The organism is Sphingomonas sp. Leaf67 (assembly GCF_001421965.1).
Lineage (GTDB): Bacteria > Pseudomonadota > Alphaproteobacteria > Sphingomonadales > Sphingomonadaceae > Sphingomonas.
Genome location: NZ_LMLP01000002.1, coordinates 27,065 through 50,945, shown reverse-complemented (window position 1 = coordinate 50,945; position 23,881 = coordinate 27,065). Strand labels below are relative to the sequence as shown.

Genomic DNA, 23,881 nt, shown 5'->3' with positions numbered 1-23,881 from the left:
CAACGGCGGCAGCGTAAGCGTGCGACCGTCGTTGCCCCGGTTGGTGATTGGGTCAGAAACTCGGCCGGTGTGTTGGCCCCTTTCCGTAGGGACATATTAGAACTCATTCGTTCCCGTTGGCGGCTAAAGCCTAGCCGGGCGCTGTCACGATCTGGAGGATGTACGTCGGTTCGGGAGCACGACTAGGGCCGATCAACATTCAGCGCAGCCAGATCATGGCGGCGGCGAGATGAACGAAGCCGTTGAAGTGGATGGTGGGCCGATCATAGCGGGTAGCGAAGCGGCGGCAGTGTTTGAGCCGACTGACGCATCGCTTGATCTGGTTGCGATGCCTGTAGATGTCGGCGTCGTGCGGGATGTCGATCTGGCCGTTGTGCCTGGACGGTATCACCGCTTTAGCTTTTATAGTCGCGATCTGGTTGCGTAAGTCGTTGCCGTCATAGGCTTTGTCAGCCAACACGGCTCCGGCGAGCTAGCCTTCAAGCAAGGCGGGCGCGGAGGCAATGTCGCTGGTCTGCCCCGGCGTGATGCAAAAGCGCAAGGGGCGACCGAGCGTGTCGGCGAGCATGTCGAACTTGGTCGTTAGTCCACCTCCGGAAAGCCCCAGCGGCTGGTCCGAGCCCCTCCTTTCCCGGTCACTGCCTGCTGGTGGGTGCGGACGATGGTGCTGTCGATCATCAGATACCGGTTGTCGCGGTCGGCTGTCAGCGCCTCAAACAGCCGTTCCCAGACACCCGCATGACACCAGCGTCTGAAACGCCGGTGCAGTCTTCCATTTGCCGTAACGTTCAGGGAGATCGCACCAGTGTGCCCTAGAGGCTGTTATGGACTTGGCGGCGGGACTGATTCATCCGTTACTGGATGAGCATTTGCCGCAGGCCGTATCCGTCTGACGTCAGCGACGAGGAATGGTCGCTGGTTGCGCCGTACCTGCTGTTGCAGCGCGAGGATGCCGGTCAGCGGGAGCACGACCTGCGCGAGGTGTTCAACGGTCTGCGCTATATCGTGAAGACGGGAGCGCCGTGGCGGTGGATGCCGAACGATCTGCCACCCTGGGCGGCTGTGTACCAGCAGACGCAGCGTTGGCTGGCGGCAGGCTGTTTCGAAGCGCTGGTCGATGACCTGCGGGCGGTGCTGCGATTGGCGGCGGGACGCGCGGCCGAGCCGACCGCCGCGATCATCGACAGTCGGACGCTACGCTCGACGCCCGAGAGCGGCGAGCGGGCCGGCTATGATGGGGGCAAACGCAAGAAGGGCTCGAAGATCCACATGGCCGTCGATACGCTGGGTCATCTGCTGGCACTCCACGTAACGCCGGCAAATGCAGAGGATCGCGGCGAGGTGGAACGGCTCGCGCGGACCGTACAGGCCGTCACCGACGATGCCGTCGAACTGGCCTGGGTCGACCAGGGCTATACCGGCGAGCGAGCCGCCAACGCCGCAGCCAAACACGGCATCGCACTTGAGGTCGTCAAACTGCCCGAGGCCAGACGCGGCTTCGTCCTCTTGCCACGACGCTGGGTGGTCGAACGATCATTCGCATGGGCGACCCGCTTCAGGCGTCTCGTTAAAGATTACGAACGCTACGCGGAAACCTCGCAGGACTTCACGTCGTCGCCTTCGCATGCCTCATGATGAAGCAGGCTGCCGCGCTCGCCATAGGTTCATAACAGCCTCTAGAGCGCAGCACCCACAAACATCCGTTCATGAACAAGCGGTCGTCCAAACCCGTGCGTCCCGGATCAGGCGCTCTGCCCGACAAAAGCGGTGCAATCCGTTGCCACTGCGGCTCGCTCTACTCGTACCGCTTGATCCCCATCGCTCGCTCCGCGCCTTGACACGGATGCCGATAAATTAGCCCTCAGGTCGTTTGGAAATCCTGAATGTCGACCCGGCGTAGGAAACTTACCAAATGCACACGTATGCCCCATTGTATTACAATTCCGGGGATCATAATCGCATATAGCTATGGTTGATTTCCCAATGGTATGATTCCAACGCCAGCGCGAACGAATTTTTTCATACTATATATTTTTGTCAATAACGTCAGATTTTGGGGGATTGTAAGTTTGATCGGTCATCTGTTTGCTTTCTAAAAAAGCCGGCAGCCTTTAACCCACCAACCAAGTCGCGAGCTACTGGTACGCGTACCCCTGACCGGGTAGCCAGTTCGACCGTTCTACCCGCTTCGACCGCATGTGTAATCGCATCGTTTGCGACCCACCAACTTCTATGCACCTGACGTCCAGGTACGCTATCCATCTCAGCGATAGCGTCGCGAAGCCGTATGAGAATGAGTTGAGAAGAGCCGTCAGACTTGTGCACCCGGACGTAGTGATCCTCCGCTTCTAAGGCATCGATTGGTCCTCTAAAATTAACACCGACCCGGCCAAAAAATTTAGGAATGATTACCGAGGACGCTTGCGGTCGATCTACGACATACGTTCCATCGTCCAACGCCAGGCTTGGCTCACCTACGACGGATCCTCCAGATGGCGCTTCAAGAGATTGACGATAATCTAGTTCCGAAGCCGTGATCTGTGCGTCGACCCGTTCCGCCCACCAGCCTATCGCCATGACGAGAAGACAGGATAGCAGGGCGAAAGGCAACATGCCCCAGAACCCGATCAATTCGCGCAACCCGCTTGGTGAAGCCTCGATAAAAATAAGTGCGATCGGTACTGCCGACACGAACATGCCCCATACCGCGAGTCCTCGGTAGGGCAACTTTGAGACTCGTGCGACCCAGCGCCAAAATAGCAACGTTGGTCGGGCAAGGACGTATGCGCTCAGCAGTAACAGCCCCCATGCCCCCAAACGAGTGCTGTAGCTCATCGCATTGTACGTCCCGAACGGACCCAGATACGCAGTTGCGGCCGTGACCGGCAACATTGCGAACATTTCGAGGACAAATCGACGTGGCCGGCTCACGACGGATGGCCTTCCCATTCACGAAACGCCAACCGGCAGATCATTGTTCTAACGCCTTTTTTTGGCAGGTTCAGCCGCGTTACGTAAACGCCATTGCCCGCGAACCGCAACCACTCAGATGTCTGCCTGCGGATCGACCGCTCAGCAACAGGAGTAAGTTATGTCTACTGGTTTCAATCGCGGTGCTGCCATCATCCTCGCCCTCTTTGGTCATGTCGTTCTAATGGCGGCAACCGTCGGCTAGATGGGGCAAACGTCCGCTGTTTCAAAGCCATTTTGAAGGCTGGCTTCCGCGGGCTTCGCCATCAGCGGCCGGTTTCGTCAGCGAGATTCAACCTACCTACGCTTACACCTCAAAGTCCATGAGGCTGACCTAATTCCAGTTTGAGTGGCGTCGCGATTTGCGGAGGCGCTCGACGTGATTGCGCACGTAAGCGTTCAGGCCGGCAGGAGTAACCAAGTGCCTTTTGACTTGGCGGTAGTAGCGTCCGGGCATTGTTCGGCACCTTTCAAATTTCAAATGCCGGACTCAAAACGGCAGACGCAATGGCCGCCTGGCACGCCGCGCCTTGCATGCTGCACCGTAAATGGCCTAAGCCACAATCGTACATCCATGTACCTTTATAGCTACCGAGGAATATGATGCGCGATTGTGGCGCTCATGAACGACTAGCAGGTGCCCGTGCGACCGCAGTCGCGCTCGGCCTAATGGCTGTGGGCGTTGCTACCGGTGCAGCAAGTCCGGTATCACAGCCGACACTTGGCACGCGCTCGGCGCCGGTCCTTGACGCCGACGGTCTCCGCTTTCGTGATCTCAACCGGAACGGGCGCGTCGATCCCTATGAAGATTGGCGTAAGTCGGACAGCGTAAGGAGTACCGACCTTCTCAAGCGAATGAGGCTGGATGAAAAGGCTGCGGTCGCCGTCCATCCGGTGATGACCGACAAGGACGATGTCGTGAAACGCGGCATCATCAGCATGGATTCCCGCTATAATGCCGCACCGGAAAAGCTGGCGGAGCGCAACAATCTTGCACAGGAAGTCGCGGAGACCGGCCGCCTCGGTATCCCGCTGACGATCAGCACGGACCCTCGCAACGTTTTTGTCGAGACGACGCAGACCAACGTGGCAGCGACGGGCTTCTCGAAGTGGCCCGACGCCATCGGCTTCGCAGCAATCAATGACACTGCGCTGACCCGACGCTTTGCCGCGATTGCTGCAAGGGAATATCGAGCGGTCGGCTTCACCATGGCGCTGTCACCGCAGGCGGACTTGGCGACCGAGCCGCGCTGGTCACGCGTATCGGGCACATATGGCGAGGACTGGCGCACCGTGGCACGGCATGCCGGTGCGTACGTCGAGGGCTTTCAAGGCAGCGCACGCGGACTGACGCGGTCCGGCGTGGCGACGATCGTAAAGCATTTTACAGGCTATGGCGCACAGCCCGAAGGTTTGGACAGCCACAATCCTTACGGGCGGAACTCGGTTTACCCCGGCAATCGACTGGGCGACTTCATCGCCGCCTTCCGTCCCGCCTTCGCTGCACGCTCAACCGGCGTCATGCCGACATACTCGATCATTCGCGCGCCCGGCTATGAGCCAGTGGCGGGTGGCTTTAGCAAGCATCTTCTTCAGGACGTGCTGCGCGAGCAAGAGAAGTTCGAGGGCATCGTCCTGTCCGACTTCGGTATCGTTCAGGATTGCTCGGGCGGCTGCCAGACCGGATATAAACCCGGTCTCGACCGAAGGGAAATACAGTTCGGCAAGCCATGGGGCATGGAGGAGGTCCCGAAGAACGAACGGATTGTGCGCGCTATCGAGGCTGGCGTAGACCAGCTGGGCGACGAAACTGACTTCAAGCCGATCGCCGATGCGGTCAAGAGCGGCCGCTTGTCGCAGGCGCGATTGGACGGGATCGTGCGCAAGGTCATGACCGTCAAGTTCAAGCAGGGTTTGTTCGAGAACCCCTATGTCGATCCGGCCGCTGCGAGCCGTATCGTCGGACAGTCCGCCTTTCGAGATGCCGCGCTCGACGCACAGCAGCGCTCGCTGGTACTGTTGGAGAACCGCGGCAATCTGCTGCCGCTTGTTCCGGCGGGCAAGAAGGTGTTCTTGCGCAACGTTGATCCGGCCGCGGCTCGTGCCGCCGGGTTCACCGTGGTCGACAAGCTCGCCAACGCAGATCTGGCGATCATGCGGACGGTGACCCCCCACCAGCAGCTGCACCCCTACCACGTCGGTGCCCACTTTCTCCATGAAGGCGACCTCGACTTCAAAGACGACAATGCCGACCTGAAAGCGATACGGGAGGCTAGCGAAAAAGTGCCGGTAATCGCTAGCATATACCTGGAACGTCCCGCGATCCTCACTAACGTCCGGTCGTCGACCACCGCACTGATTGGCAATTTTGGAGCGAGCGACGAGGCGATCCTGAATCTTATTATAGGGAAGGTGCGCCCGACGGCCAAGTTGCCATTCGAGCTTCCCTCGTCAATGGAGGCTGTCCGCCAGCAGAAGGAAGACGTTGCGTACGATAGCCCGAAACCGCTCTACCCTTACGGCTTCGGTCTTCAGTTCAAGCCGTAGTAACGAGCATCTTCATCTTCAGAGCGAAGCAAGCGCCATCATGTGTACAATATTCTCCTAAGCAGCAAGTCCCAGGTCACGTCCGGGGACCTATGGTTTCCTTGGATGTCGGTCCGGTGTCAGGCGTGCGCGACGGTTTCGGGACGATCGACAGTGGAGGCATTGCCTGCGAGCGGCACCTCTCGGTCGCACTCGTTCGCCCAATCACTTGCTTCAGTACCCCTGTCGCCGTCGACGGCACGAAGCTCCATTCAGCATTGCCGCCCATTGACAGACTTCGGCACGGACAACGCCATAAAATTTCTCTAATGGAGAGCACTTTCAGCCATGACGACCACCCGCAGAGATCTTATGACCGCTGGCGCCGCGCTCAGCGCATTCGCGCTGGGCGGATGCCTTTCTACACCCCGACTGACAGGTGTAGCCGCGCGCCGCAGTATTCGTCCCGGCGAGATTTGGTTGGATACGGCCGGCAAGCCCATTCAAGCGCACGCCGGTGGCATCATCGCCGTCGGGAAATATTTTTACTGGTACGGCGAGAACAAGGAATTTACCGACGGGAAGCAAGGTATCGAGAGCTGGGGCATTCGCTTCTACCGCTCACGCGACCTCTACAATTGGGAGGATCTTGGACCGATCATTCCTCCTGACACGGCCGATCCATCATCCCCGCTCAGCCCGAAGGGTTTCCCCGAACGGCCGCACATCCTGTTCAACCCGCGCACCCGCAAGTTCGTCTGCTGGATTAAGGTGCGGCGAGGCGGCGAGCCGCAGTATCGGGCGGTGCTCACCGCCGATGCTATCACCGGACCCTATACCATGGTCCACCGCCGACTGTTGCCGGGGGGCATGGCGGCCGGCGACTTCGACATCGTCATCGATCCCCGCGACGGCAAAGCGTTTATGTATTTCGAGCATGATCACGAAGAGGTGGTCTGCGTCGAGCTGACCGCCGGTTGGGACGATGTCACGGAAAAGTTCACTCGCCATTTCGTGGGTAGCCGTCCGCCTGCCACGCCGGAGGGCATCGCCTGCTTTCAGCGCGAGGGTAAAGTCTTCCTGACTAGTTCGCAGATGACCGGGTATTTTCCCAACCCGTCTAGCGTCGCCGTCGCCGATCGCTTCCACGGACCGTTTACCGCTATCGGTGACCTGCACCCCACGGACCCGTCGCGAACGTCGTTCAATTCACAGATAAGCTTCATCTTCAAACATCCCGACAAGCGCGACCTCTATATCGCTCTAGGCGATCGCTGGATGCCCGATGTCGCCGACCGGCCCAATTTTGCCTCGGGCGAGTTGTCTGAGCTCGTACGCTCGGGGATCGCCAAGGCGACGGCGAAACCTCGCAAACCGATGAGCCCGGCCGAGCGCTCCGCAGTCGGAATCAGCGCACAGATCGCGAACGTGAACACGTCGATCTCGCGCTACGTGTGGCTCCCGATCGAATTTCGGGACGGCCGACCCACGATCGCATGGCGGGACGAATGGACGATCGACGAGTACGCCTGACGTCGCGGCCCGCCGCGGCGCCGAAGTTACGATAAAAGGGAATGTATGTGATGAAAGCGTCATCTGTAAGCATCACCGCGCTTGCCGCCGCAGCCGCGCTGATACCGGCATCCCCGGCACCGGGGCAGAATGCGTCGCGGGAAGCGACAGTTGCCCCAGCCACGTTCCCGATGGTGCGTAAGGTCGATCCGCGTTTCCAATCGTACAACGTCGAGATGGTCGAGGTGGTCGGCGGCCGTTTCTGGGCGCCCTATGCCAAGCCTGGCGATAAGCCCGCGACTGCCGACCGGAGCACCAGTGGCGGTGTCGACATCGCGGCCATGTTCAGCAAGCGCCCGCCGCTCGATCTCGCGAACGACCGGCGCCTGCGCACGTTGGCCCGCGAGCTTGGCCCCGCCTACATGCGCGTCAGCGGCGCTTGGGCGAACAGGGTGTTCTTCCACGACGCCGATACGCCGGCGCCGGCCGGCCCGCCGGCAGGGTTCGAGAGTATGCTGACCCGGCCGCAATGGGCGGGCGTGATCGATTTTGCGAAATTTGTCGATGCGTCGATCGTCGGGTCGTTTCCTGTCGGCATAGGCGCGCGCAACCCCGATGGCTCTTGGGATCCGGACCAAGCGCGACGGATGATCCGCTACACGCGCGACCGAGGCGGGGAGATCGTGGCGGCCGAGCTGGTTAATGAGCCCAATGTCGGACCGCAGGTCGGCGTGCCCAAAGACTATACCGCCGCGCGCTTCGCGCAGGATATTGCCGCCTTCCGCCGCTTAGTCGAGACCGATGCGCCTCAGATGCGCACTGTAGGCCCGGGATCAACCGGCGAAGGCGGGTTTGTCATCTTCCCAGCCCGCGGCGGCATGATCCCGACGCCCGCACTTATGAGTGCGGAGCCCCGGCCGACGTTTGACGCGTTCTCATACCATTTCTACGGTACCGTTTCTTCGCGCTGCGCGGCGATGGACAAGACTGCCGGTATTGCACCCGAGGACGCACTTTCCGAAGCTTGGCTGGCGCGTGCCGACCAAGTGTTCGACGCCTACAAGGCCTATCGCGACCACTTTTTGCCCGGCGCACCGATCTGGGTGACTGAGATGGGTCAGGCCGGCTGCGGCGGCGATCGCTGGGCCGCGACCTGGCTCGACAGCTTCCGGTACGTCGACCAAATGGCGCGGCTGGCCAAGCGCGGCGTCGACGTGATCTTCCACAACACTTTGTCCGCCAGCGACTATGCGCTGATCGATGATGTCACCGAACTGCCCCGTCCCAGCTATTGGGCCGCGCTACTGTGGCGCAGGCTAATGGGCGAAACCGTGCTTGACGCGGGCGAGCAACGCGGCCGCCTGCACCTCTATGCCCACTGCCTGCGCGGTTCCAGCGGCGGCGTCGCGGTGGTCGCCATCAACCTTAACGATCACGCTGCGGCAACCGTAGTGCTTACGGCTCCGGCGCAACGCTACACGTTGACTGCCGACGAACTGCAAGCCAGCACGGTTAAGCTCAACGGAAAACCGCTGCGATTGGGGTCCAACGATGCAATGCCGACGCTGCGCCCCGAGGCGCAGGCCCGCGGATCAGTCAGACTGCCGGCCGCGAGCATCAGCTTTCTTGCGATGCCCGGCGCCAGCAATCTGTCATGCCGATGACGATCGCACATTCGCCACCTTGCTCCGCGCACCAATCCAAGGGAGCGCGACTAGCGCATATCCGGCTAACCAACCTGTCTTGTGGCCGAGGGAAGATCAGAGGGCTGTTGAAGATGACTCAATTGAATAAGGCTATAAGCGCATTGAAGTTCTGGCCTACATTGGGATTCGCCCTGGTTTCGCTCGCACCGTTCGCTGCCTCCGCTCAAGTTCCGCCGCTAGCGCTCGCCGCCGACACTGACAGGGTACCCGGCAAGCCGCGTGTGTTCGTACTCACTGACATGGGCAACGAGCCGGACGATCAGATGTCGATGGTCCGGTTGATGCTCTACACGGACGAAATGGACATTGAGGGGCTAGTGGCGACCACCTCGACCTGGCTACGAGAGAAAGTTCATCCGGAGACGATCCGTGGCATCATCGATGCGTACGGCGAAGTACGGCCAAACTTGCTCATGCATGCCAAAGGCTGGCCCGAAGCGCAGCAACTGGCGGCAAGGGTTAGCTCCGGCCAGCCGAGCTATGGCATGGCATCGGTCGGGCCCGGCAAGTCCACCTCGGGATCGGAAGCCCTTATCGCTGCCGTCGATCGCGCGGATTTGCGTCCGTTGTGGATCAGCGTGTGGGGTGGAGCCAACACGATCGCCCAAGCTCTTCGCGACGTCCGCGAACGCCGTACTTCGGCTGAACTTGCCGTTTTTGTAGCAAAAATGCGGGTCTATTCTATTTCGGACCAAGACGATGCTGGCCCATGGATACGAAGGGAGTTCCCTAGCCTGTTCTACGTCGTCTCGCCGTCGAACGCGGACGGCTCGGGCTACGCTTCCGCGACCTGGAGCGGCATTGCGGGCGACGCTTTCTATCGCAACGGCGCGGGCGCCGACTTTGAGAAGGTCACGAACGACTGGCTTGACCGGAACGTCCGCAGCGTTGGCCCGCTCGGCCGGCACTATCCGAAGTACGAGTACATTATGGAAGGCGATACGCCGGCGTACCTGTGGTTCGTCGGCAATGGATTGCAAAGCTGGCGCAGCCCGAACTGGGGCGGCTGGGGTGGCCGGTACAATTGGTCCCAGCCCTACGGGGAAAGCCATCCGATCTGGTCCAATGGCGGTGAAGTCGGCTCCAGGGTCGACTCTCGGGACAGCGTCGTCGGAAGCGATGGTCGGACCTACGTCTCCGACCAGGCAACGATCTGGCGTTGGCGAAACGCGTTTCAGAACGACTTTGCGGCGCGGATGCAATGGACGGTCAAACCATTCGCGGCCGCCAACCATGCGCCGGTTGCGATAGTCAATCGCGATACGACGGGTGAGCCGTTAGCGATCGAGGCGCAGCAGGGCAAACCCATCGTTCTGGACGCTGACGGATCACGCGACCCCGACAAGCAGAGGCTTCGATTCCGCTGGTTTCATTATCCGGAGGCCGGCTATCGACCCTACGTCGCTATGGCCGACCTTGCAATCGAGGGGGCGGAGCAGGCACGGGCGACGGTCACCCCCACTGCCGCTTGTCGGCCAGCCTGGGTTGACAGGCAGCGGCCTTGCCGGGGCGGCGTTGCCCACATCATCCTCGAAGTCACCGATACTGGAGAGCCGGCGCTGACTAGCTACCGCCGGGTCATCCTTGACGTGCGGCCGTAGGCGCTACTGATCTGGCATATTGCCGCAGGACGACGAAATCGACGGCGTGCCGGCACTTACCCAAGGTTTGATGTAACGTGACCCCCGGTTCTCCATTTACCTCGACCTAAAGACCGGTCCCTCGACGGACCGGACGGAATGAAGCGGAAACAGTTTTCGGAAGAGCAGATCGTCGGCATTCTGAAGATGGCCGAGTCAGGTGCGGTGGTGACGGAGCTATGCCGCAAGCACGAGATGTCTAGCGACCTACTACGCGTGGAAGGCGAAGTTAGGCAGGCTGGAGGTGTACGACGCGAAGCGTCTGCGGTCGAGCATCTCCAGGCGACGCTGTGGATGACCGAGCGGCGGGCGTGCATGGTCTTCGGGGCGGACCGCACGAGCATACGGTATCGCTCGTGCCAAAGAGATGATGGTGACCTGCGGGCGCAGCTTTGCGAACTGGCGCAGCAGCGCTGGTGGTTCGGCTATCGACGGCTGCAAATCCTGCTTCGCAGGCACGGCATCACGATCAACCGCAAAAAGACTCAGCGGCTCTAAGCGAGGAGGTTCTAACGATCAGGCGCCGGAAGGGACGAAGACGCGCTGTCCAGCACCGCATCTTCCGCGCCAAGATGCTCGATGGCATAATCGCGCACGACGTCGCGCAAGGCATCTGCATCCCAACGCCCGCGGCGCAGGATCGCCTACTGACGCCATGGCCCGGCATCGGCAGCCGCCTCGGCGCGCATCCAGCCGGTCTTACGGCGTTCATCGCCCAACAGGCCATCCAGAAAGCTGTTCGCCGATGCTGCTACGCGCGCCTGACTGAACAATGGTCGCATCCGCGCCTTCACCTCGCCCAAGGCTCTAGCGTCGCCTCGATCGATGCTCCCGTCACCACGACCTCCTCGTCACGGTGACACATTGAATCAGAACACGATCAAAAAAAACAACTGTAATGCTAAGTATCAAACCGGACCATCCGGTAAGGCTACTAACTTGTTATTCGTCACCGCTCATAAACAACGGCTCCACCGGGCCGACTGCGTTTATCGACGTCCGCTCAACAATTCCGGTCATCGGAGACATAGGCCATCATCCACTTGTCGTGCTGGCCCGAATCTGCGCCACCCTAGCAACAAGTACCTGACAACCAAGGTTGCCAGGTGAAAGGGAGCTGCAAGTCTTTTAAAAAGAAGCGCGGACGCCGAAATTGAAACGGGTGCCGGTGTTCTGGACGTTTTTCACCCGCTCCTCGAGCACCGAATAGTCGTACACATAGTTCTGCGTGAGGTTGACCCCCTGCGCATAGACCTGGAACGCCGGCGTGATATCGTACGATGCGCTGAAGTCGAGCTGGCCATAGGCGCGGCGATCTTCCGGCTGACCATAATCGCTGAAGCAGGTGCGCAGGAACGACGAGCGCCAATTATAGGAGGCGCGAGCCTGGATGCCATATTTCTGGAAGAACAGACTGCCGTTCGCCGAGTGCGGCGACAGGCCATTGTACCCGCAGCTGTTGTTCGTCGCTGCGGTTCGATTGGCGGTGCTGGATACATAGGTGTAGTTGCCCGAGACACCGAACCCACCGAAGAAGCCCGATGTCAGGCGATCCGCGGTCAGCTGGCCGCCAACTTCAACACCGGCCACCGACCCCGTCGCGCCGTTGCGGGTCCGCGTGTCCTGGAAGGTATAGATGCCGATCGGCACCGGCAGGGTCTGTTGTTCGAGGAAGTCGGAGAACTCCTTGTAGAAGCCGGCGACGCTGAGATAGCTGATGTCGGAGATGTACCATTCATAGGACAGGTCGTAGTTGGTCGACTTGAACGGTCGCAGCGCCGGATTGCCCCCGCCCGAGACCGCCGCAGTGATCCGACCGGTGTAGTTGTTGTCGACGCCAAGATCGGTGAGCGTCGGGCGAGTCACCGTCTGCGATGCCGCCGCACGCAGCAACATCGTGTCGGAGAGATTGTATTTCACGTTCGCAGACGGCAGGAAGTTGCGGTACCGGTTGCGCACGCTGGTCGCGGTCGGATCGTTGAAGACGATGTTAAGGTTGTCATCCCCGGGGTTGACCGTAATCGACCGGATCGTCTGCGCGAAGCCCTGCGATAGCACCGACGTGTCGGCCACGCGGAAACCGACATTGCCCGACCAGCGTGGACCGCCGATCCCGATGTTGAGATAGCCTGCCCAGACCTTTTCACGGACGTCCAGCAACTGACCGGGACGATCGCGCAGACCGAAAGGCCCGCCGGGCAGCGCCAGCTGGCGCGCGGCCTCGGCCGCTTGTTCAGCGGCGGTGCGGCCCTGACGGACCTGCGCCAGGACGCTCGGCTGCGACAGATGGGCGATGATCGCCATCGGATCATAGGTCAGGTAGTCCACCGGCGCCCGGTCGCTACCCGATGCCTTGGGCAGCCAGTTGTCCATCGCATAGGGCGACAGCAGCGACGTCGGGATCGGAATGTCGTAGCCGCAGTAGGAGCAGACGGTGTCCGAATTGTCCGCATTGGTCCTGTTCTTGTTCCGCTCGTTGTACGCGACACCGAACAGGATCGACTTGACGATGCCGGTGTCGTCGTTGCGGAATTCGCCATCAAAATGATATTCCGACCCGGAGTCGCGTACCCGGCCCTCCCCTATCGAGGTATAGTGCGCACGCATGAGCGCCGGATCGGTGATCGGCCCCAGATTGGTCAGGATCGGCAGTTCGGTGCCCGACACCAGATCCCATCGCGGCGACGTTTGCGCGAGAGAACCGACCACGACGAAGGCATTAGGCGTCCGGTTTTTCGCTTGGGTTCTCGACGCATCGAACTTAAGATCGAGCGCGTCGGTGACGCTCCATTTGAGGTTCGCGCCGACCTGATAGCTGGTGGTCAGGCGGTTCGCATAGGAGGCGTAGTTATCGTTCTGCGACAGCGTCACCCGACGGTCGGCGAGCGCTGGGTCGGTGAGCGCCGGATTGGCGGTCAGGAACTGCGAGCCGGGCCGGTTGAAACCGATGACCGTGCCGTTCGAGTTGGTCGATAGACCGATGAAGCGCGGCGTGTAGAAGGCACCGAAGGTCCGTCCCGTGCTGTACGCGTCGAACTTCGAATAGAGACCATCAACCGTCAGCAGCAGACTGTCGCTCAACTGCCCCTGCACGGTCCCCGAGACGTTGAGCCGCTCGCGGTTCTCCAGCGATCGGTTGAAGGTGGAGTCGCGGGGCGTGGAGATGTTGCTTGCGCTATCCACCAGGCTCGCCGCACCGAGGCCGGCCGCATTCGCGCCGCCGGCGATCAGCCCCTGCGGTCCCGGGAGCCAGCCATGGATAATGAACTGATCGTTCTGACTGAAGCGGTTGGTGTATGACGCGGCGACCACCGCGCCGAACGTCTTGGCTTGGTTGGTGAAGGACGCGACCCCCGAAACGTCCGGGCTCGCCTTGTCGCGGAGCGTATCGTACATCCCGCCGGCAGCTATGGTCACATGCGCGCCGCCCTTGCCCTCGAGCGGCCGCGCGGTGACGATGTTGACGGTCGCGCCGATACCGCCCTCCTGCAACTGGGGGACCGTGCTCTTGTAGATGTCCGTACGCTGGATCATGTTCGGCGACAGGACGTCGAACGAGAATTCGCGACCCGGATTGTCCGTCGCCATGATGCGACCGTTCACGAGCACGGTGTTGAACTGCGGCCCCAGCCCGCGCACCGTGATGAACTGGCCCTCGCCCCCGTTCCGGTCGATAGCGACGCCGGTCACCCGCTGGAGTGACTCGGAAATGTTGACGTCGGGGAACTTGCCGACGTCCTCGGCCGAAACCGAATCCACGATCAACGCGGCGTTGCGCTTCGTGGCCTGCGACGAGCGCAGGCTGGCGCGGATTCCGGTCACGACGATGTCATCGGTGGCGGCGGCGTCCTGCGGCGTAGCGCCGGAGTCGGTCTGGGGGCCGGTCTGCACTCCTTGGTCCTGAAGATTCGCGACCGGCGCGGTCTGCGCGCGCGCCGATGGGACGAATACGACGCCCGCGACGGCGGCCAGCAGATATGCCTTTTTCATGTCTTTCCCCTCCAGGTTCCGATTCTGTTCGGAATTTGACGGAACCATCATCGGATGGCGTTCCGATGTCAATCTGAAATATCATCGTCGTCTTTTGGCATTTCTATTGACGTATCTTTGGGGATTAAGGCACAAGGCGATAACGGTGCAGGCATCGCCACGTTGGATTGGCCGCTACGATGAACCATAAATTTAAGGGACGAGGGTGAAGATGCGTGGAACCAGGATTGTCGATTTCCGCATTTCACGCTTTCAGTTTCGCCGCGACCGGCCGATCGGCGATGCGCAGGTGTTCGCCACCCAGGCCAACATCGTCTCGCTCGAACTGATCGACGAGGCGGGTCGCGCCGGGCTGGGCTTTATCCAAGTGCTCTTCCAGCCGCTGATGTCGGAGGCCGGTGTCGAGACGGCGTTCCGCCAGGAGGCGTTCCCGTTGCTCGAAGGGCGCGAAGCCGGTGCTGTCGCGCTTCAGGTCACCCGCCCGCGCGGCGGCAACGTCCGGCGGATGCTGCTGCCTTTCGAAGAGGCGATCCAGCACGCGGTGTGGGACCTGTTCGCCCAGTCGATGGAGCTGCCGTTGTGGCGGCTGCTGGGGGAGAAGCGCGAGGCGGTTCCGACCTATGCCAGTGGCCTCGATTTCCATCTGTCCGATAACGACTTCTCGGACCTGTTCGGACGGGCCGCGCAGGCTGGCTATCGCGGCTACAAGATCAAGGTCGGCCACCCGGACGTCGAGCGCGATCTTCACCGACTCGACCTGTTGAAACGGGCCACCGGGGACGACGGCCGGCCGGTGATGATCGACGCCAACGAGGCATGGACCGCGGCCGAGACGCAGGCCGCGCTCGATCTGTTCGCACGCGCCGGCCACCGCATCTACTGGATCGAGGACCCGATCCCGAGGGACGATATCGACGGGCTGCGGCGCCTGCGGCTCGCCTGCCCCGGCACCCGCGTCAACAGCGGCGAATATTTGAACGTGTCGGGAAAGCGCCGGCTGTTGCAGGCGGAGGCGTGCGACATGCTTAATGTCCATGGCCAGGTCAGCGACGTGATGCGCGCCGGCTGGCTGGCGGGCGAACACAATGTCGAGGTGACGTTCGGCAACAGCTTCCTGGAGATCGGCGTCAACATGGCGCTTGCGCTGCCCGGCGTCCGTTGGCTGGAATACAGCTTCCAGAATTTCGAACATCTAGTCGAGGAGCCCTATGTGATCCGTGACGGCCTGATCCGCGGCCATGACCGCCCCGGCCATGGCCTCGTGCTGAGCGCAGCGGCGCGGAACGAGCATCGCACGCCCGAGCCGCTGACCGAGGATGCGTTGCCGGCCGCGCCGCGCTGGGAACGTCCGGCGTGAGCGTCGGCCTGACCCCGTCGCTGGAGGAGCCGGCAGCCATGCTCGCCGCCGCCGATCCGCACAGCGCGAACTGGGTGAGCGGTCGCGGCAAATGGGTACTTCTGGTGTCGCTCGGCACGGTGTTCTTCACGCTGCTGACGCTCTATGCCTCGGTGCTGGGCGTGCTGCTCCCCAACCAGATTCAAAACCTCGATCCCGCCGGCAAGGCGCAGACCTTGGGTGTGATCTACGCCATCACTTCGGTCTTCAGCACGCTGACCACACCCATCGCCGGAGCATTGTCCGACCGGACGCGCAGCCGGTTCGGGCGGCGGACGCCGTGGATCGTGATCGGCGGCACGGTGGGCGGCATCGCCATCATCCTGACACCTCATGGCGGCAATCTGGTCGGGATCACTGCGATCTGGTTGGTGGCGGTCGTCACGCTCAATGCGATGCAGCCCGCGATCACCACCCTGGTCGCGGACCGCTTCGCCCCGGCGGAGCGCGGCCTCGCCTCCGGCGTGGTCGGCGGCGCGATGACGGCGGGCGTGTCGTTCGGCACCTTCTTCGCCGGCTCGCTCGCCAATCGTATCCCGCTGGCCTACGGCATCGTTGGTGGTGCGATCGTCATTGCGTCGCTCGGGTTCGTGATGTTCAACCCGGAACCGCGTGTCGCGCTGCCGGCGGCGCGGCCGTTCCGGCTCGGCGCGTTCCTGAAGGGATTCTGGATCAGCCCGCGCGAGCATCCCGATTTCGCCTGGGCGTTCGCCGGGCGGTTCGCGATCTATATGGGATATCAGGCGATCCTGACCTACCTGCTCTACATCCTCCAGGATCATATCGGCCTCAGCCAGTCGGTCGCCAACGCGACGATCGCGACGATGTCGATCGTCACCTTCGTCGCGCTGGTGATTTCCGGGCTCGGGTCGGGCGTGCTGTCCGACCGGATCGGGCGGCGCAAGCCCCTGGTCTTTCTTGCCAGCCTCGTCATGGCGCTCGCGGTGACGATGCCGCTCTTCGTGCCGACGGCCGGCGGCATGATGGCCTATGCGGTGCTGATCGGGCTGGGCTACGGCGCGTTCATGTCGGTCGACCTCGCGCTGATGACGCAGGTGCTGCCCAAGGCACGCGAGGGCGAGGAGGATACGACAGGCAAGGACCTCGGCATCCTGACCACCGCGATAAACGTGCCGCAGATCCTCAGCCCGGTGATGGCCGCCGCACTGCTTTCGCTGACCGGCAACAGCTATCCCGCACTTTTCATCGTGTCGGGGTTGTTCGTGATCGTGGGGTCGTTCCTGGTCCTGCCGATCAAGTCGGTGCGCTGACGATGACGATCATCGATTCGCACATGCACCTCTGGTCGCTGGCGACGCCGGGCCACGAATGGCCGACCGCCGAGTCGACGCTGTACCGCGATTTCGGTATCGCTGACCTGCTCGGCGCGACCGCCTCGATCCCGCTTGCGGGGACGGTGCTGGTCCAGTCGCAACTCGCCAATGCCGATACCGACTGGATGCTGGCGCTCGCCGCGCAGGAGGAGCGGGTGCTGGGCGTGGTCGGCTGGGTCGATCTTGCCGCGCCCGACGCGGCGACGCGGATCGCCGACCTGTCCGCGCATCCCAAGCTGCGCGCGCTGCGGCCGATGTTGCAGGCGATCGACGATACCGACTGGCTGCTGCGCGACGAGCTCGTCCCCGCGATCGATGCGATGATCGCGCACGGCCTACGCCTCGATGCACTGGTCCAGCCGCGGCATCTGCCGATGCTGGCCCGCTTCGCCGATCGGTGGCCCGACCTGCCGGTCGTAATCGACCACGCCGCCAAACCGCATCTGGCGACGGGGACGCTCGATCCGTGGCGGGACGACATCGCCGCGCTCGCCGCGCGCGGCCTGTATTGCAAACTGTCCGGCCTGCGCACCGAACAAGCGCCGGGCCAGACCGCCGACGATCTTGCGCCGTGCATCGCCCATCTCGTCGCCGGTTTCGGCGACCGGCTAATGTGGGGCAGCGACTGGCCGGTACTGAACCTGTCCGGCGACAGCTACGCCGCCTGGTTCGCCGACGCCATGCGGCTCACCGCCCTGTCCGGCGAGGCCAACGACTGGCTGTTCGCAGGATGCGCGCGGCACTTCTATGCCCTGGAGACGTGATATGAGGAATGTCTTGGCCGGTTCGGCGATCATGTCGTTCGCGGCGGCGGCATCCGCGCAGCAATTGCCGCCGGCACCCGCCATCCCGGCGATGCCCCCTGTCGAGAAACCCGATTCGAACGAGACCTTCGCAGGTCTCCAGCTACCGGTGGCGAAGGCGGCGGTCCCGCTGGTCGTCCACGTCTCGCCGCAGGGTTCGGACGGAGGCGACGGATCGGCGGCCTATCCCTTTCGCTCGCCCGAGCGCGCGCAGCATGCGGTGCGGCGGCTGAACGCCACCCACGATGTCACGGTGCGCCTCGCCGACGGAACCTACCCCCTTGCCGCGCCGCTGCGTTTCACCGCGGCCGACGGCGGACAGGGCGGCCGTGTCGTTCGATGGGAGGCGGCCCCCAATGCCCGCCCGGTCCTGTCGGGCGGCACCGTGGTGACGGGGTGGACGCTGGCGGATCGGACGCGCGACATCTGGGTCGCGAACGTGCCGCGCGGCGAGGATCCGCGCCAGATCTGGGTTGGCGCGAAGATGGCGCATCGCGCGCAGGTACGGGCGCCGCGCAAGGCTTTCGCCTTCAACGCGACGGGCATGACGATCGTCGATCCGGCCTGGCGCTTCCTCGCCACCCTGCCCGACCAAAACCGGATCGAGGTCGAGCATACGGGCATCTTCACCGATCGCCGCGCGCTGGTGGACAGTATCCAGGGCGACATGATCCGGATGCAGCAGCCGGGATGGCGCAACAACCTGATCGGCTACGACACGCTGCCCAAGACGCTGGCGGGGGACGAGGGGCGGCTGTACCTCGCCAACTCCCTCGCCTTCCTGCGCGAACCCGGCCAGTGGTTCGTCGATCCGACGCCGGGGAAGCTGTATTACAAGCCGCGCGCTGGCGAGGACATGACCCGGGTGGACGTGGTGATGCCGCGGCTGGAAGCGCTGGTAGCGATCGCGGGCAGCTACGATCGGCCGGTCACCGACCTGCAGTTCGCGGGCCTCGCCTTCCACCATACGAGCTGGCTGGGCGCATCGAGCGCGGAAGGCTATGCCAGCCAGCAGAGCGGGTCCTACCTTGCCGGGCTGATCCCCAACTATCCGGCGGACCCGATCGCGACGTGCAGCTGGGGCTGCTGGGCGTTCGAGACGATGCGCAACCGCTGGCGGCAGCAGCCGGCGGCGGTGCAGGTCGCCGCCGCCGTCCGCGTCACCTTCGAACGAGCGGAGTTCGCGCATCTCGGTCAGATCGCGCTCGGCATCGGCAACAACCCCGAGGCGAACGACGGCGGCGTCGGATATGGCGCAGCCGGGGTGGAGGTGCGCCGCAGCCGTTTCACTGATCTCGCCGGCGGCGCGATCATGGTCGGCGGCATCGCGCCCGACGCACATCATCCGCCGCGCCCGGAAATGGGCGTGCGCAACGTCGTGATCGCGAACAACCGGATCGAGAACGTCTCGCAGGACTACAAGGAACAGGCAGCGATCCTGGTCACCTATGCCGCGGGCACGATCGTGACGCATAACGACGTGTCGGGCGCGCCCTATGACGGGATCGACATCGGCTGGGGCTGGGGCGTGAATGATCCCGGCGGCAGCGGCGCCTATCGCACCCGCACCCGCGGCTATTACGACCAGCCGGGCAACATGGTCTACGACACGCCCACGATCCTGCGCGACACCGTGGTGACGAACAACCGCGTCCACAACGTCAAGACCAACTTCGCCGACGGCGGCGCAATCTATCATCTGTCCGCCGACCCCGGCGCGCTGATCGCGAACAACTATATCTTCGACGTGCCGGGCGGCATCGGCCTCTATCTCGACGAAGGGTCACGCTATGTCACCGCGCGCAACAACGTGGTCGACGGCGTCGGCGTCTGGCTCAACGCCAACACGATGGACAGCTATCGTCCGCATCGGACCACCACCGACAACCTCGCGAGCGGCAACTGGTACAATGCCGGAACGCGTAACGGATCGTGGGACGAATACATGAACAATCGTCTGGTCGACAACGTGAAGGTCAAGGGCAGCGCCTGGCCTGCTGCTGCGGCAAAGGTGATTGCCGAGGCGGGTATCGAGCCCGAGCCCAAACCGTGACGGGCAGTGTGGTATTTCAGGTGGCTGGCGTGAAAGGTCGGGACCCGCTACGGGGAATGTCCATGACCACGACCAGCCGATCTGCTCGCGCCCGCACGACGACCAAGCCGATCGAGGAGCCGCTGGAATCGGGACGCCGACTGGGCGACCTCGCCTATCGCCGTATCCTCGAGGCGCTGTTCGACCGCCGCCTGCAGGCCGGCTCCTTCATCTCGCAAGGCGAATTGGTCCGTCTGCTCGACCTGCCGATCCAGCCGCTGCGCGACGCGCTGCGGGTGCTGGAGACCGAAGGGATCCTCAAAATCCACGCGCGTTCGGGCATCGAATTTCTGAAGGCCGATCTGGAACTGGCGCGCTCGACCTATCAGTTCCGCTCGATCATCGAGCGATCGGCGGCACGGACCTATGCGGAAACCGCCGACACGGCCGACATCGTCGTGCTGATCGATGCGCATCAGGCTCTGCTCGACCGTGTCGAGGCCGAGGGAGCGACCGGGGCGGTGCAGGAGGCGATGGAGCAACTGGAACAACAGTTCCACAGCAGCATCATCGCCGCGCTGCGCAACCCGATGATCGAGACGACCGCGCGCCGGTTGAAGAACCATGTCGCGTTGATCCGGCTCGACCTGACGTTCACCGTACCACGGGTGATCCGCACGATCCGCGAGCATCTCGACGTCCTCGACGCCTGCCTTGCGCGCGATCCCGCCGCGGCGGAAGCGGCGCTCGGCCATCACTTCCAGGCCGCGTTGCAACGCATCCTCGGCATGGTCTGATCCTCTCTCTGCCGGCGCTTCGCGGTGCCGGCCACCATCGCGACAGGAACCGAACGATGAAACTGTTACGTTATGGCGAACCCGGGCACGAGCGCGCCGGGCTGCTCGACAGCGACGGCCGCATCCGCGCGCTGCCCGAGGCGTTGGGCGATCTTGGCGGCGAGCGCCTGACGCCGGCGGGCCTCGCCGACATCGCCGCGCTCGATCCGGCCTCGCTGCCGCTGGTTGAGGGTACGCCGCGCCTTGGGTCCTGCGTCGCGCGGCCGGGCAAGTTCGTGTGCATCGGCCTGAACTACCGCGACCATGCCGCGGAGAGCAATCTGCCCATTCCCGCCGAGCCGGTAGTCTTCGGCAAATGGACCAGCGCGGTCGTCGGCCCCGATGACGACGTCGAGATCCCGCGCGGATCGGAGAAGACCGACTGGGAGGTCGAACTGGGCGTCGTGATCGGAACGCGCGCACGCTATGTCGAGCACGAAGACGCGCTGGCGCATGTCGCCGGCTATTGCGTCGTCCACGATGTCAGCGAGCGCGCATTCCAGATCGAGCGCGGCGGCACCTGGGACAAGGGCAAGGGGTGCGACACGTTCGGGCCGACCGGCCCGTGGCTCGTCACCGCCGACGAGGTGGGCGATCCGCAGGCGCTGCGGCTGTGGCTCGAGGTCGACGGCCACCGCTATCAGGATGGCACCACCGCCGACATGATCTTCACCGTCGCCGAACTGGTGTCCTATTGTAGCCAGTTCATGACGCTGGAGCCGGGCGACATCATCTCCACCGGCACGCCCAAGGGTGTCGGGCTGGGCCAGAAGCCGCCGGTCTATCTGCGCGCCGGGCAGACGGTTCGGCTCGGTATCGACCGCCTTGGCGAACAGACGCAGCGATTCGTGGCTGCGGCCTGACCGCTCCCGGCGTCCGCTCGGCGGTGCCGGCCGGACGCCGCCGTGCTCATGCCGGATCCCCCGGCAGCGGCGCGTCGGCACGCACCAGCCCGTCCGCGCGCAATTCCGTCCAGAAGGCAGCCGGGATCGCATGGCGATACAGGTCGATCGTCTGGCCGACCCGTGCCGCGCTATCGCAGCCTGGGATTACGCTCGAGACCTGTGGATGCGCCAGCACGAACTGCAAGGCGGCGGCCGGCAGCGCCACGGCGTGGCGGTCCGCGACCGCCTCGATTGCCCGGACGCGCGCGACGATCGCCGGCGGCGCAGGTGCATAATCATAATGAACGATGTCGGTGGTCCGGGTGCCGGTGGCGAGAACCCCGCTATTGTAGGGGCCCCCGATCACGATCGACGTTCCCGCCGCGGAACAGGCGGGAAACAGCGCGTCGAGCGCCCCCTGTTCGAGCAGCGTGTAGCGGCCGGCGAGCAGGATCGCGTCGAGCCGTGTCTCGCGCATCACTTCCAGGCACACCTCCACCTCGTTCACGCCCACGCCGAATCCCGCGACGGCACCTTCGTCACGCAACCGTTCGAGCGCACGTAACCCGCCGCCGCGCGTGAGTTGCTCCCAATATAGCGCGTGGGCCTCGCCATGCGTGCGCCGCCCGATGTCGTGGACGTAGAGCAGGTCGATACGCGCCAAGCCCAGCCGTTGCAGGCTGTCCTCGACGCTGCGCAACACCCCGTCGTGGCTGTAGTCGTACCGCGCACTGAACGGCATGGGCGAGCGGAACCCCTCGTGCAGACGATCGTCCACGATCGAGGCGTCGGGTTCCAGCAGGCGCCCGACCTTGGTCGACACGATCACGTGCCGGCGCGACCGGACGGCATCGCCGACGCGCCGCTCGCTCAGCCCGCGGCCATATTGCGGCGCGGTATCGACATAGGTAATGCCGGCCGCCAGCGCAGCGTCGAGCGTCGCGTGCGCGGTGGCATCGTCGATCACGCGATACAGGTTGCCGAGCGATGCCGCGCCGAAACCGATCTCCGGCAGGTACAGCGCGGTGGTGCCGACGCGGCGCCGATCAACCGCGGTCATGCCTGAGCGTCCCAATGGAAGATGCGCTTCATCGTCACCCATTTGTCATCGCCGCCCGCATTGGCGAGCCGCCGCTGGAACCGCTCCATCGCCGCCTGCCAGCACGCATCAACAGCCTCTAGGTCCGCCGGAATCGCACGGGGCCAGTCTTCAGCGACCTCGGCGATCATGAACAGCCGCTCGCCGGTGCGCCAGATCTCCATCGCCACCACGCCCGACGCGCGGATACCCCGGATGACGTCCGGCCATACCGCCCCCGGCGCATGTGCGGCGTCGTAGGCGGCGATCAGGTCGGCATCGTCGATCAGGTCGAGCGCGAGGCAGACCCTGCGGCTCTCCCTGATCATGCCATGCTCCAGCCGCCGTCGATCGTATGCAACTGCCCGGTCGTATAGGCGCTTTCGTCGGACACGAGGTAGAGCGCCAGAAGGGCGATCTCCTCCGCCGAACCGAGCCGCCCCATCGGCTGGCGCGCGACGAAGGCGGCGCGAGCCGCCGCCTCGTCGCCAGTCGCGGCAAGCCGTTCGTCGAGGCTCGGAGACTGCACCGTGCCGGGGCAGATCGCGTTGCAGCGGATGCCTTGCGCAACATAGTCGACCGCGATCGAGCGCGTGATTCCCGCCACCGCCGCCTTGCTGGCGCAATAGGCATAGCGATTCGGAACGCCGATGACGGGCCCCGCCACCGACGCCATGTTGACGATCGATCCGCCGCCGTTCGCAACCATCCCCGGCAGGAACGCGCGAAGCATATGCGTGATCGCATGGACGTTAAGGTCGAAGGACATCCGGTAGCCGACATCCGTCGTGTCGGCCAGTCCCCCCGCATCGACATAGCCCGCGCAATTGAACAGTGCGTCTGTCCTCCCGGCCTCCGTTCCCAGCGCGACGATCGCGGCGGGATCGGTCAGGTCCACCACCCGGGTCTGGCATCCGGCTAGGCTGGCCAGCGTATCCGCGTTGCGATCGATGGCCACCACGGCCGCCCCTTCCCGCGCGAACAGTTCTGCAGAGGTACGCCCGATGCCCTGCCCTGCCCCCGTCACGAGAACCCTCTTCCCGGTCAATCGCGCCATTCTTCAATCATCCGACATCGCGTTCTCTGCCGAAGGCTTCGATCGCCTGTTATTGATTATGATCAACGCCTACGACAAACGGATCACATCTGTCTACTGATATTTTAGTTGTTCCTC

At 63.4% G+C, this 23,881-nt stretch carries 17 protein-coding genes and 3 pseudogenes; 13 read left to right on the top strand and 7 right to left on the bottom strand.

Annotated features, from left to right (window positions below; translation table 11 throughout):
- Positions 1 to 199: 199 nt before the first annotated feature.
- Positions 200 to 457, bottom strand: coding sequence for a transposase (locus ASE90_RS05670; protein ID WP_162235054.1), 258 nt, complete (start codon positions 455 to 457; stop codon positions 200 to 202).
- Positions 458 to 861: 404 nt separating this feature from the next.
- Between ASE90_RS05670 and ASE90_RS05665 the strand changes: the two are divergent.
- Positions 862 to 1,670 (top strand): annotated as a pseudogene (locus ASE90_RS05665) (IS5 family transposase).
- A gap of 376 nt (positions 1,671 to 2,046) precedes the next feature.
- Here ASE90_RS05665 and ASE90_RS18975 read toward each other — a convergent pair.
- Positions 2,047 to 2,691: a LytTR family DNA-binding domain-containing protein gene (locus ASE90_RS18975; RefSeq protein WP_162235053.1), complete on the bottom strand. Its 645-nt coding sequence runs from the start codon at positions 2,689 to 2,691 to the stop codon at positions 2,047 to 2,049.
- Between the two features lie 1,134 nt (positions 2,692 to 3,825).
- On the opposite strand from ASE90_RS18975, the gene ASE90_RS05660 reads away from it, so the two are divergent.
- The 5 genes and pseudogenes from ASE90_RS05660 to ASE90_RS05640 all read left to right on the top strand — a co-directional run.
- Positions 3,826 to 5,517 (top strand): glycoside hydrolase family 3 protein, encoded by a 1,692-nt coding sequence (locus ASE90_RS05660; protein ID WP_055997480.1) that lies wholly within the window; start codon positions 3,826 to 3,828, stop codon positions 5,515 to 5,517.
- A 327-nt stretch (positions 5,518 to 5,844) separates the two neighbouring features.
- Positions 5,845 to 7,029, top strand: coding sequence for a family 43 glycosylhydrolase (locus ASE90_RS05655; RefSeq protein WP_200910791.1), 1,185 nt, complete (start codon positions 5,845 to 5,847; stop codon positions 7,027 to 7,029).
- A 50-nt stretch (positions 7,030 to 7,079) separates the two neighbouring features.
- Positions 7,080 to 8,672 carry a hypothetical protein gene (locus tag ASE90_RS05650; RefSeq protein ID WP_082449605.1) on the top strand — a complete coding sequence of 531 codons (1,593 nt, stop codon included), beginning with the start codon at positions 7,080 to 7,082 and terminating at the stop codon, positions 8,670 to 8,672.
- 113 nt (positions 8,673 to 8,785) lie between these two features.
- Entirely contained in the window at positions 8,786 to 10,315 is a 1,530-nt protein-coding gene (locus ASE90_RS05645; protein ID WP_055997478.1) for a DUF1593 domain-containing protein, read from the top strand.
- A 138-nt stretch (positions 10,316 to 10,453) separates the two neighbouring features.
- A pseudogene (locus ASE90_RS05640) lies at positions 10,454 to 10,911 on the top strand (transposase); the annotation flags it as partial.
- Here ASE90_RS05640 and ASE90_RS18970 read toward each other — a convergent pair.
- Together ASE90_RS18970 and ASE90_RS05635 are read right to left on the bottom strand one after the other, a co-directional pair.
- Positions 10,903 to 11,181, bottom strand: a pseudogene (locus ASE90_RS18970) (IS701 family transposase); the annotation flags it as partial. The pseudogenes ASE90_RS05640 and ASE90_RS18970 overlap by 9 nt on opposite strands.
- Positions 11,182 to 11,482: 301 nt before the next feature.
- Positions 11,483 to 14,344: a TonB-dependent receptor gene (locus ASE90_RS05635; protein WP_162235052.1), complete on the bottom strand. Its 2,862-nt coding sequence runs from the start codon at positions 14,342 to 14,344 to the stop codon at positions 11,483 to 11,485.
- 211 nt (positions 14,345 to 14,555) lie between these two features.
- On the opposite strand from ASE90_RS05635, the gene ASE90_RS05630 reads away from it, so the two are divergent.
- The 6 genes from ASE90_RS05630 to ASE90_RS05605 all read left to right on the top strand — a co-directional run bounded on the left by ASE90_RS05630 (position 14,556) and on the right by ASE90_RS05605 (position 21,608).
- A complete protein-coding gene (locus ASE90_RS05630; protein WP_055997469.1) occupies positions 14,556 to 15,701 on the top strand; it encodes a mandelate racemase/muconate lactonizing enzyme family protein in 1,146 nt (381 codons plus the stop codon).
- A complete protein-coding gene (locus tag ASE90_RS05625) occupies positions 15,698 to 17,011 on the top strand; it encodes an MFS transporter (protein ID WP_235531677.1) in 1,314 nt (437 codons plus the stop codon). The genes ASE90_RS05630 and ASE90_RS05625 overlap by 4 nt, the downstream gene beginning before the upstream one ends.
- Positions 17,012 to 17,013: 2 nt before the next feature.
- The gene (locus ASE90_RS05620; protein ID WP_055997466.1) at positions 17,014 to 17,838 is read left to right on the top strand and encodes an amidohydrolase family protein; all 825 of its coding nucleotides are present in this window, start codon (positions 17,014 to 17,016) and stop codon (positions 17,836 to 17,838) included.
- 1 nt (position 17,839) lies between these two features.
- Complete coding sequence (locus ASE90_RS05615) at positions 17,840 to 19,930, top strand: right-handed parallel beta-helix repeat-containing protein (protein ID WP_055997463.1); 2,091 nt, start codon at positions 17,840 to 17,842, stop codon at positions 19,928 to 19,930.
- A 62-nt stretch (positions 19,931 to 19,992) separates the two neighbouring features.
- Complete coding sequence (locus ASE90_RS05610) at positions 19,993 to 20,706, top strand: GntR family transcriptional regulator (protein WP_235531676.1); 714 nt, start codon at positions 19,993 to 19,995, stop codon at positions 20,704 to 20,706.
- Positions 20,707 to 20,762: 56 nt separating this feature from the next.
- Entirely contained in the window at positions 20,763 to 21,608 is an 846-nt protein-coding gene (locus ASE90_RS05605; RefSeq protein WP_055997460.1) for a fumarylacetoacetate hydrolase family protein, read from the top strand.
- Positions 21,609 to 21,654: 46 nt separating this feature from the next.
- On the opposite strand, the gene ASE90_RS05600 is transcribed toward ASE90_RS05605, so the two are convergent.
- From ASE90_RS05600 to ASE90_RS05590, 3 genes are read right to left on the bottom strand one after another with little or no spacing between them, the layout of a single operon-like run.
- Positions 21,655 to 22,689 (bottom strand): aldo/keto reductase, encoded by a 1,035-nt coding sequence (locus ASE90_RS05600; RefSeq protein WP_055997457.1) that lies wholly within the window; start codon positions 22,687 to 22,689, stop codon positions 21,655 to 21,657.
- On the bottom strand, positions 22,686 to 23,036 hold the full coding sequence (locus ASE90_RS05595; RefSeq protein WP_055997454.1) for an L-rhamnose mutarotase: 351 nt from the start codon (positions 23,034 to 23,036) through the stop codon (positions 22,686 to 22,688). The genes ASE90_RS05600 and ASE90_RS05595 overlap by 4 nt, the downstream gene beginning before the upstream one ends.
- Positions 23,033 to 23,734, bottom strand: a complete 702-nt coding sequence (locus tag ASE90_RS05590) for an SDR family oxidoreductase (RefSeq protein WP_235531675.1) — start codon at positions 23,732 to 23,734, stop codon at positions 23,033 to 23,035. The genes ASE90_RS05595 and ASE90_RS05590 overlap by 4 nt, the downstream gene beginning before the upstream one ends.
- Between ASE90_RS05590 and ASE90_RS20485 the strand changes: the two genes are divergently transcribed.
- Positions 23,658 to 23,864 (top strand): hypothetical protein, encoded by a 207-nt coding sequence (locus tag ASE90_RS20485; protein ID WP_235531688.1) that lies wholly within the window; start codon positions 23,658 to 23,660, stop codon positions 23,862 to 23,864. The genes ASE90_RS05590 and ASE90_RS20485 overlap by 77 nt on opposite strands.
- The last annotated feature ends 17 nt before the right edge of the window (positions 23,865 to 23,881 follow it).

Excerpts from the sequence above, each read along its gene's own strand:
- ASE90_RS05645 (WP_055997478.1), top strand. The coding sequence starts at position 8,786 with ATGACTCAATTGAATAAGGCTATAAGCGCATTGAAGTTCTGGCCTACA.
- ASE90_RS05600 (WP_055997457.1), bottom strand. The coding sequence starts at position 22,689 with ATGACCGCGGTTGATCGGCGCCGCGTCGGCACCACCGCGCTGTACCTG.
- ASE90_RS05655 (WP_200910791.1), top strand. The coding sequence starts at position 5,845 with ATGACGACCACCCGCAGAGATCTTATGACCGCTGGCGCCGCGCTCAGC.
- ASE90_RS05610 (WP_235531676.1), top strand. The coding sequence starts at position 19,993 with ATGACCACGACCAGCCGATCTGCTCGCGCCCGCACGACGACCAAGCCG.
- ASE90_RS05660 (WP_055997480.1), top strand. The coding sequence starts at position 3,826 with ATGAGGCTGGATGAAAAGGCTGCGGTCGCCGTCCATCCGGTGATGACC.
- ASE90_RS05595 (WP_055997454.1), bottom strand. The coding sequence starts at position 23,036 with ATGATCAGGGAGAGCCGCAGGGTCTGCCTCGCGCTCGACCTGATCGAC.
- ASE90_RS05635 (WP_162235052.1), bottom strand. The coding sequence starts at position 14,344 with ATGAAAAAGGCATATCTGCTGGCCGCCGTCGCGGGCGTCGTATTCGTC.
- ASE90_RS05615 (WP_055997463.1), top strand. The coding sequence starts at position 17,840 with ATGAGGAATGTCTTGGCCGGTTCGGCGATCATGTCGTTCGCGGCGGCG.
- ASE90_RS05650 (WP_082449605.1), top strand. The coding sequence starts at position 7,080 with ATGAAAGCGTCATCTGTAAGCATCACCGCGCTTGCCGCCGCAGCCGCG.
- ASE90_RS20485 (WP_235531688.1), top strand. The coding sequence starts at position 23,658 with ATGGCCACCACGGCCGCCCCTTCCCGCGCGAACAGTTCTGCAGAGGTA.
- ASE90_RS05605 (WP_055997460.1), top strand. The coding sequence starts at position 20,763 with ATGAAACTGTTACGTTATGGCGAACCCGGGCACGAGCGCGCCGGGCTG.
- ASE90_RS05630 (WP_055997469.1), top strand. The coding sequence starts at position 14,556 with ATGCGTGGAACCAGGATTGTCGATTTCCGCATTTCACGCTTTCAGTTT.
- ASE90_RS05620 (WP_055997466.1), top strand. The coding sequence starts at position 17,014 with ATGACGATCATCGATTCGCACATGCACCTCTGGTCGCTGGCGACGCCG.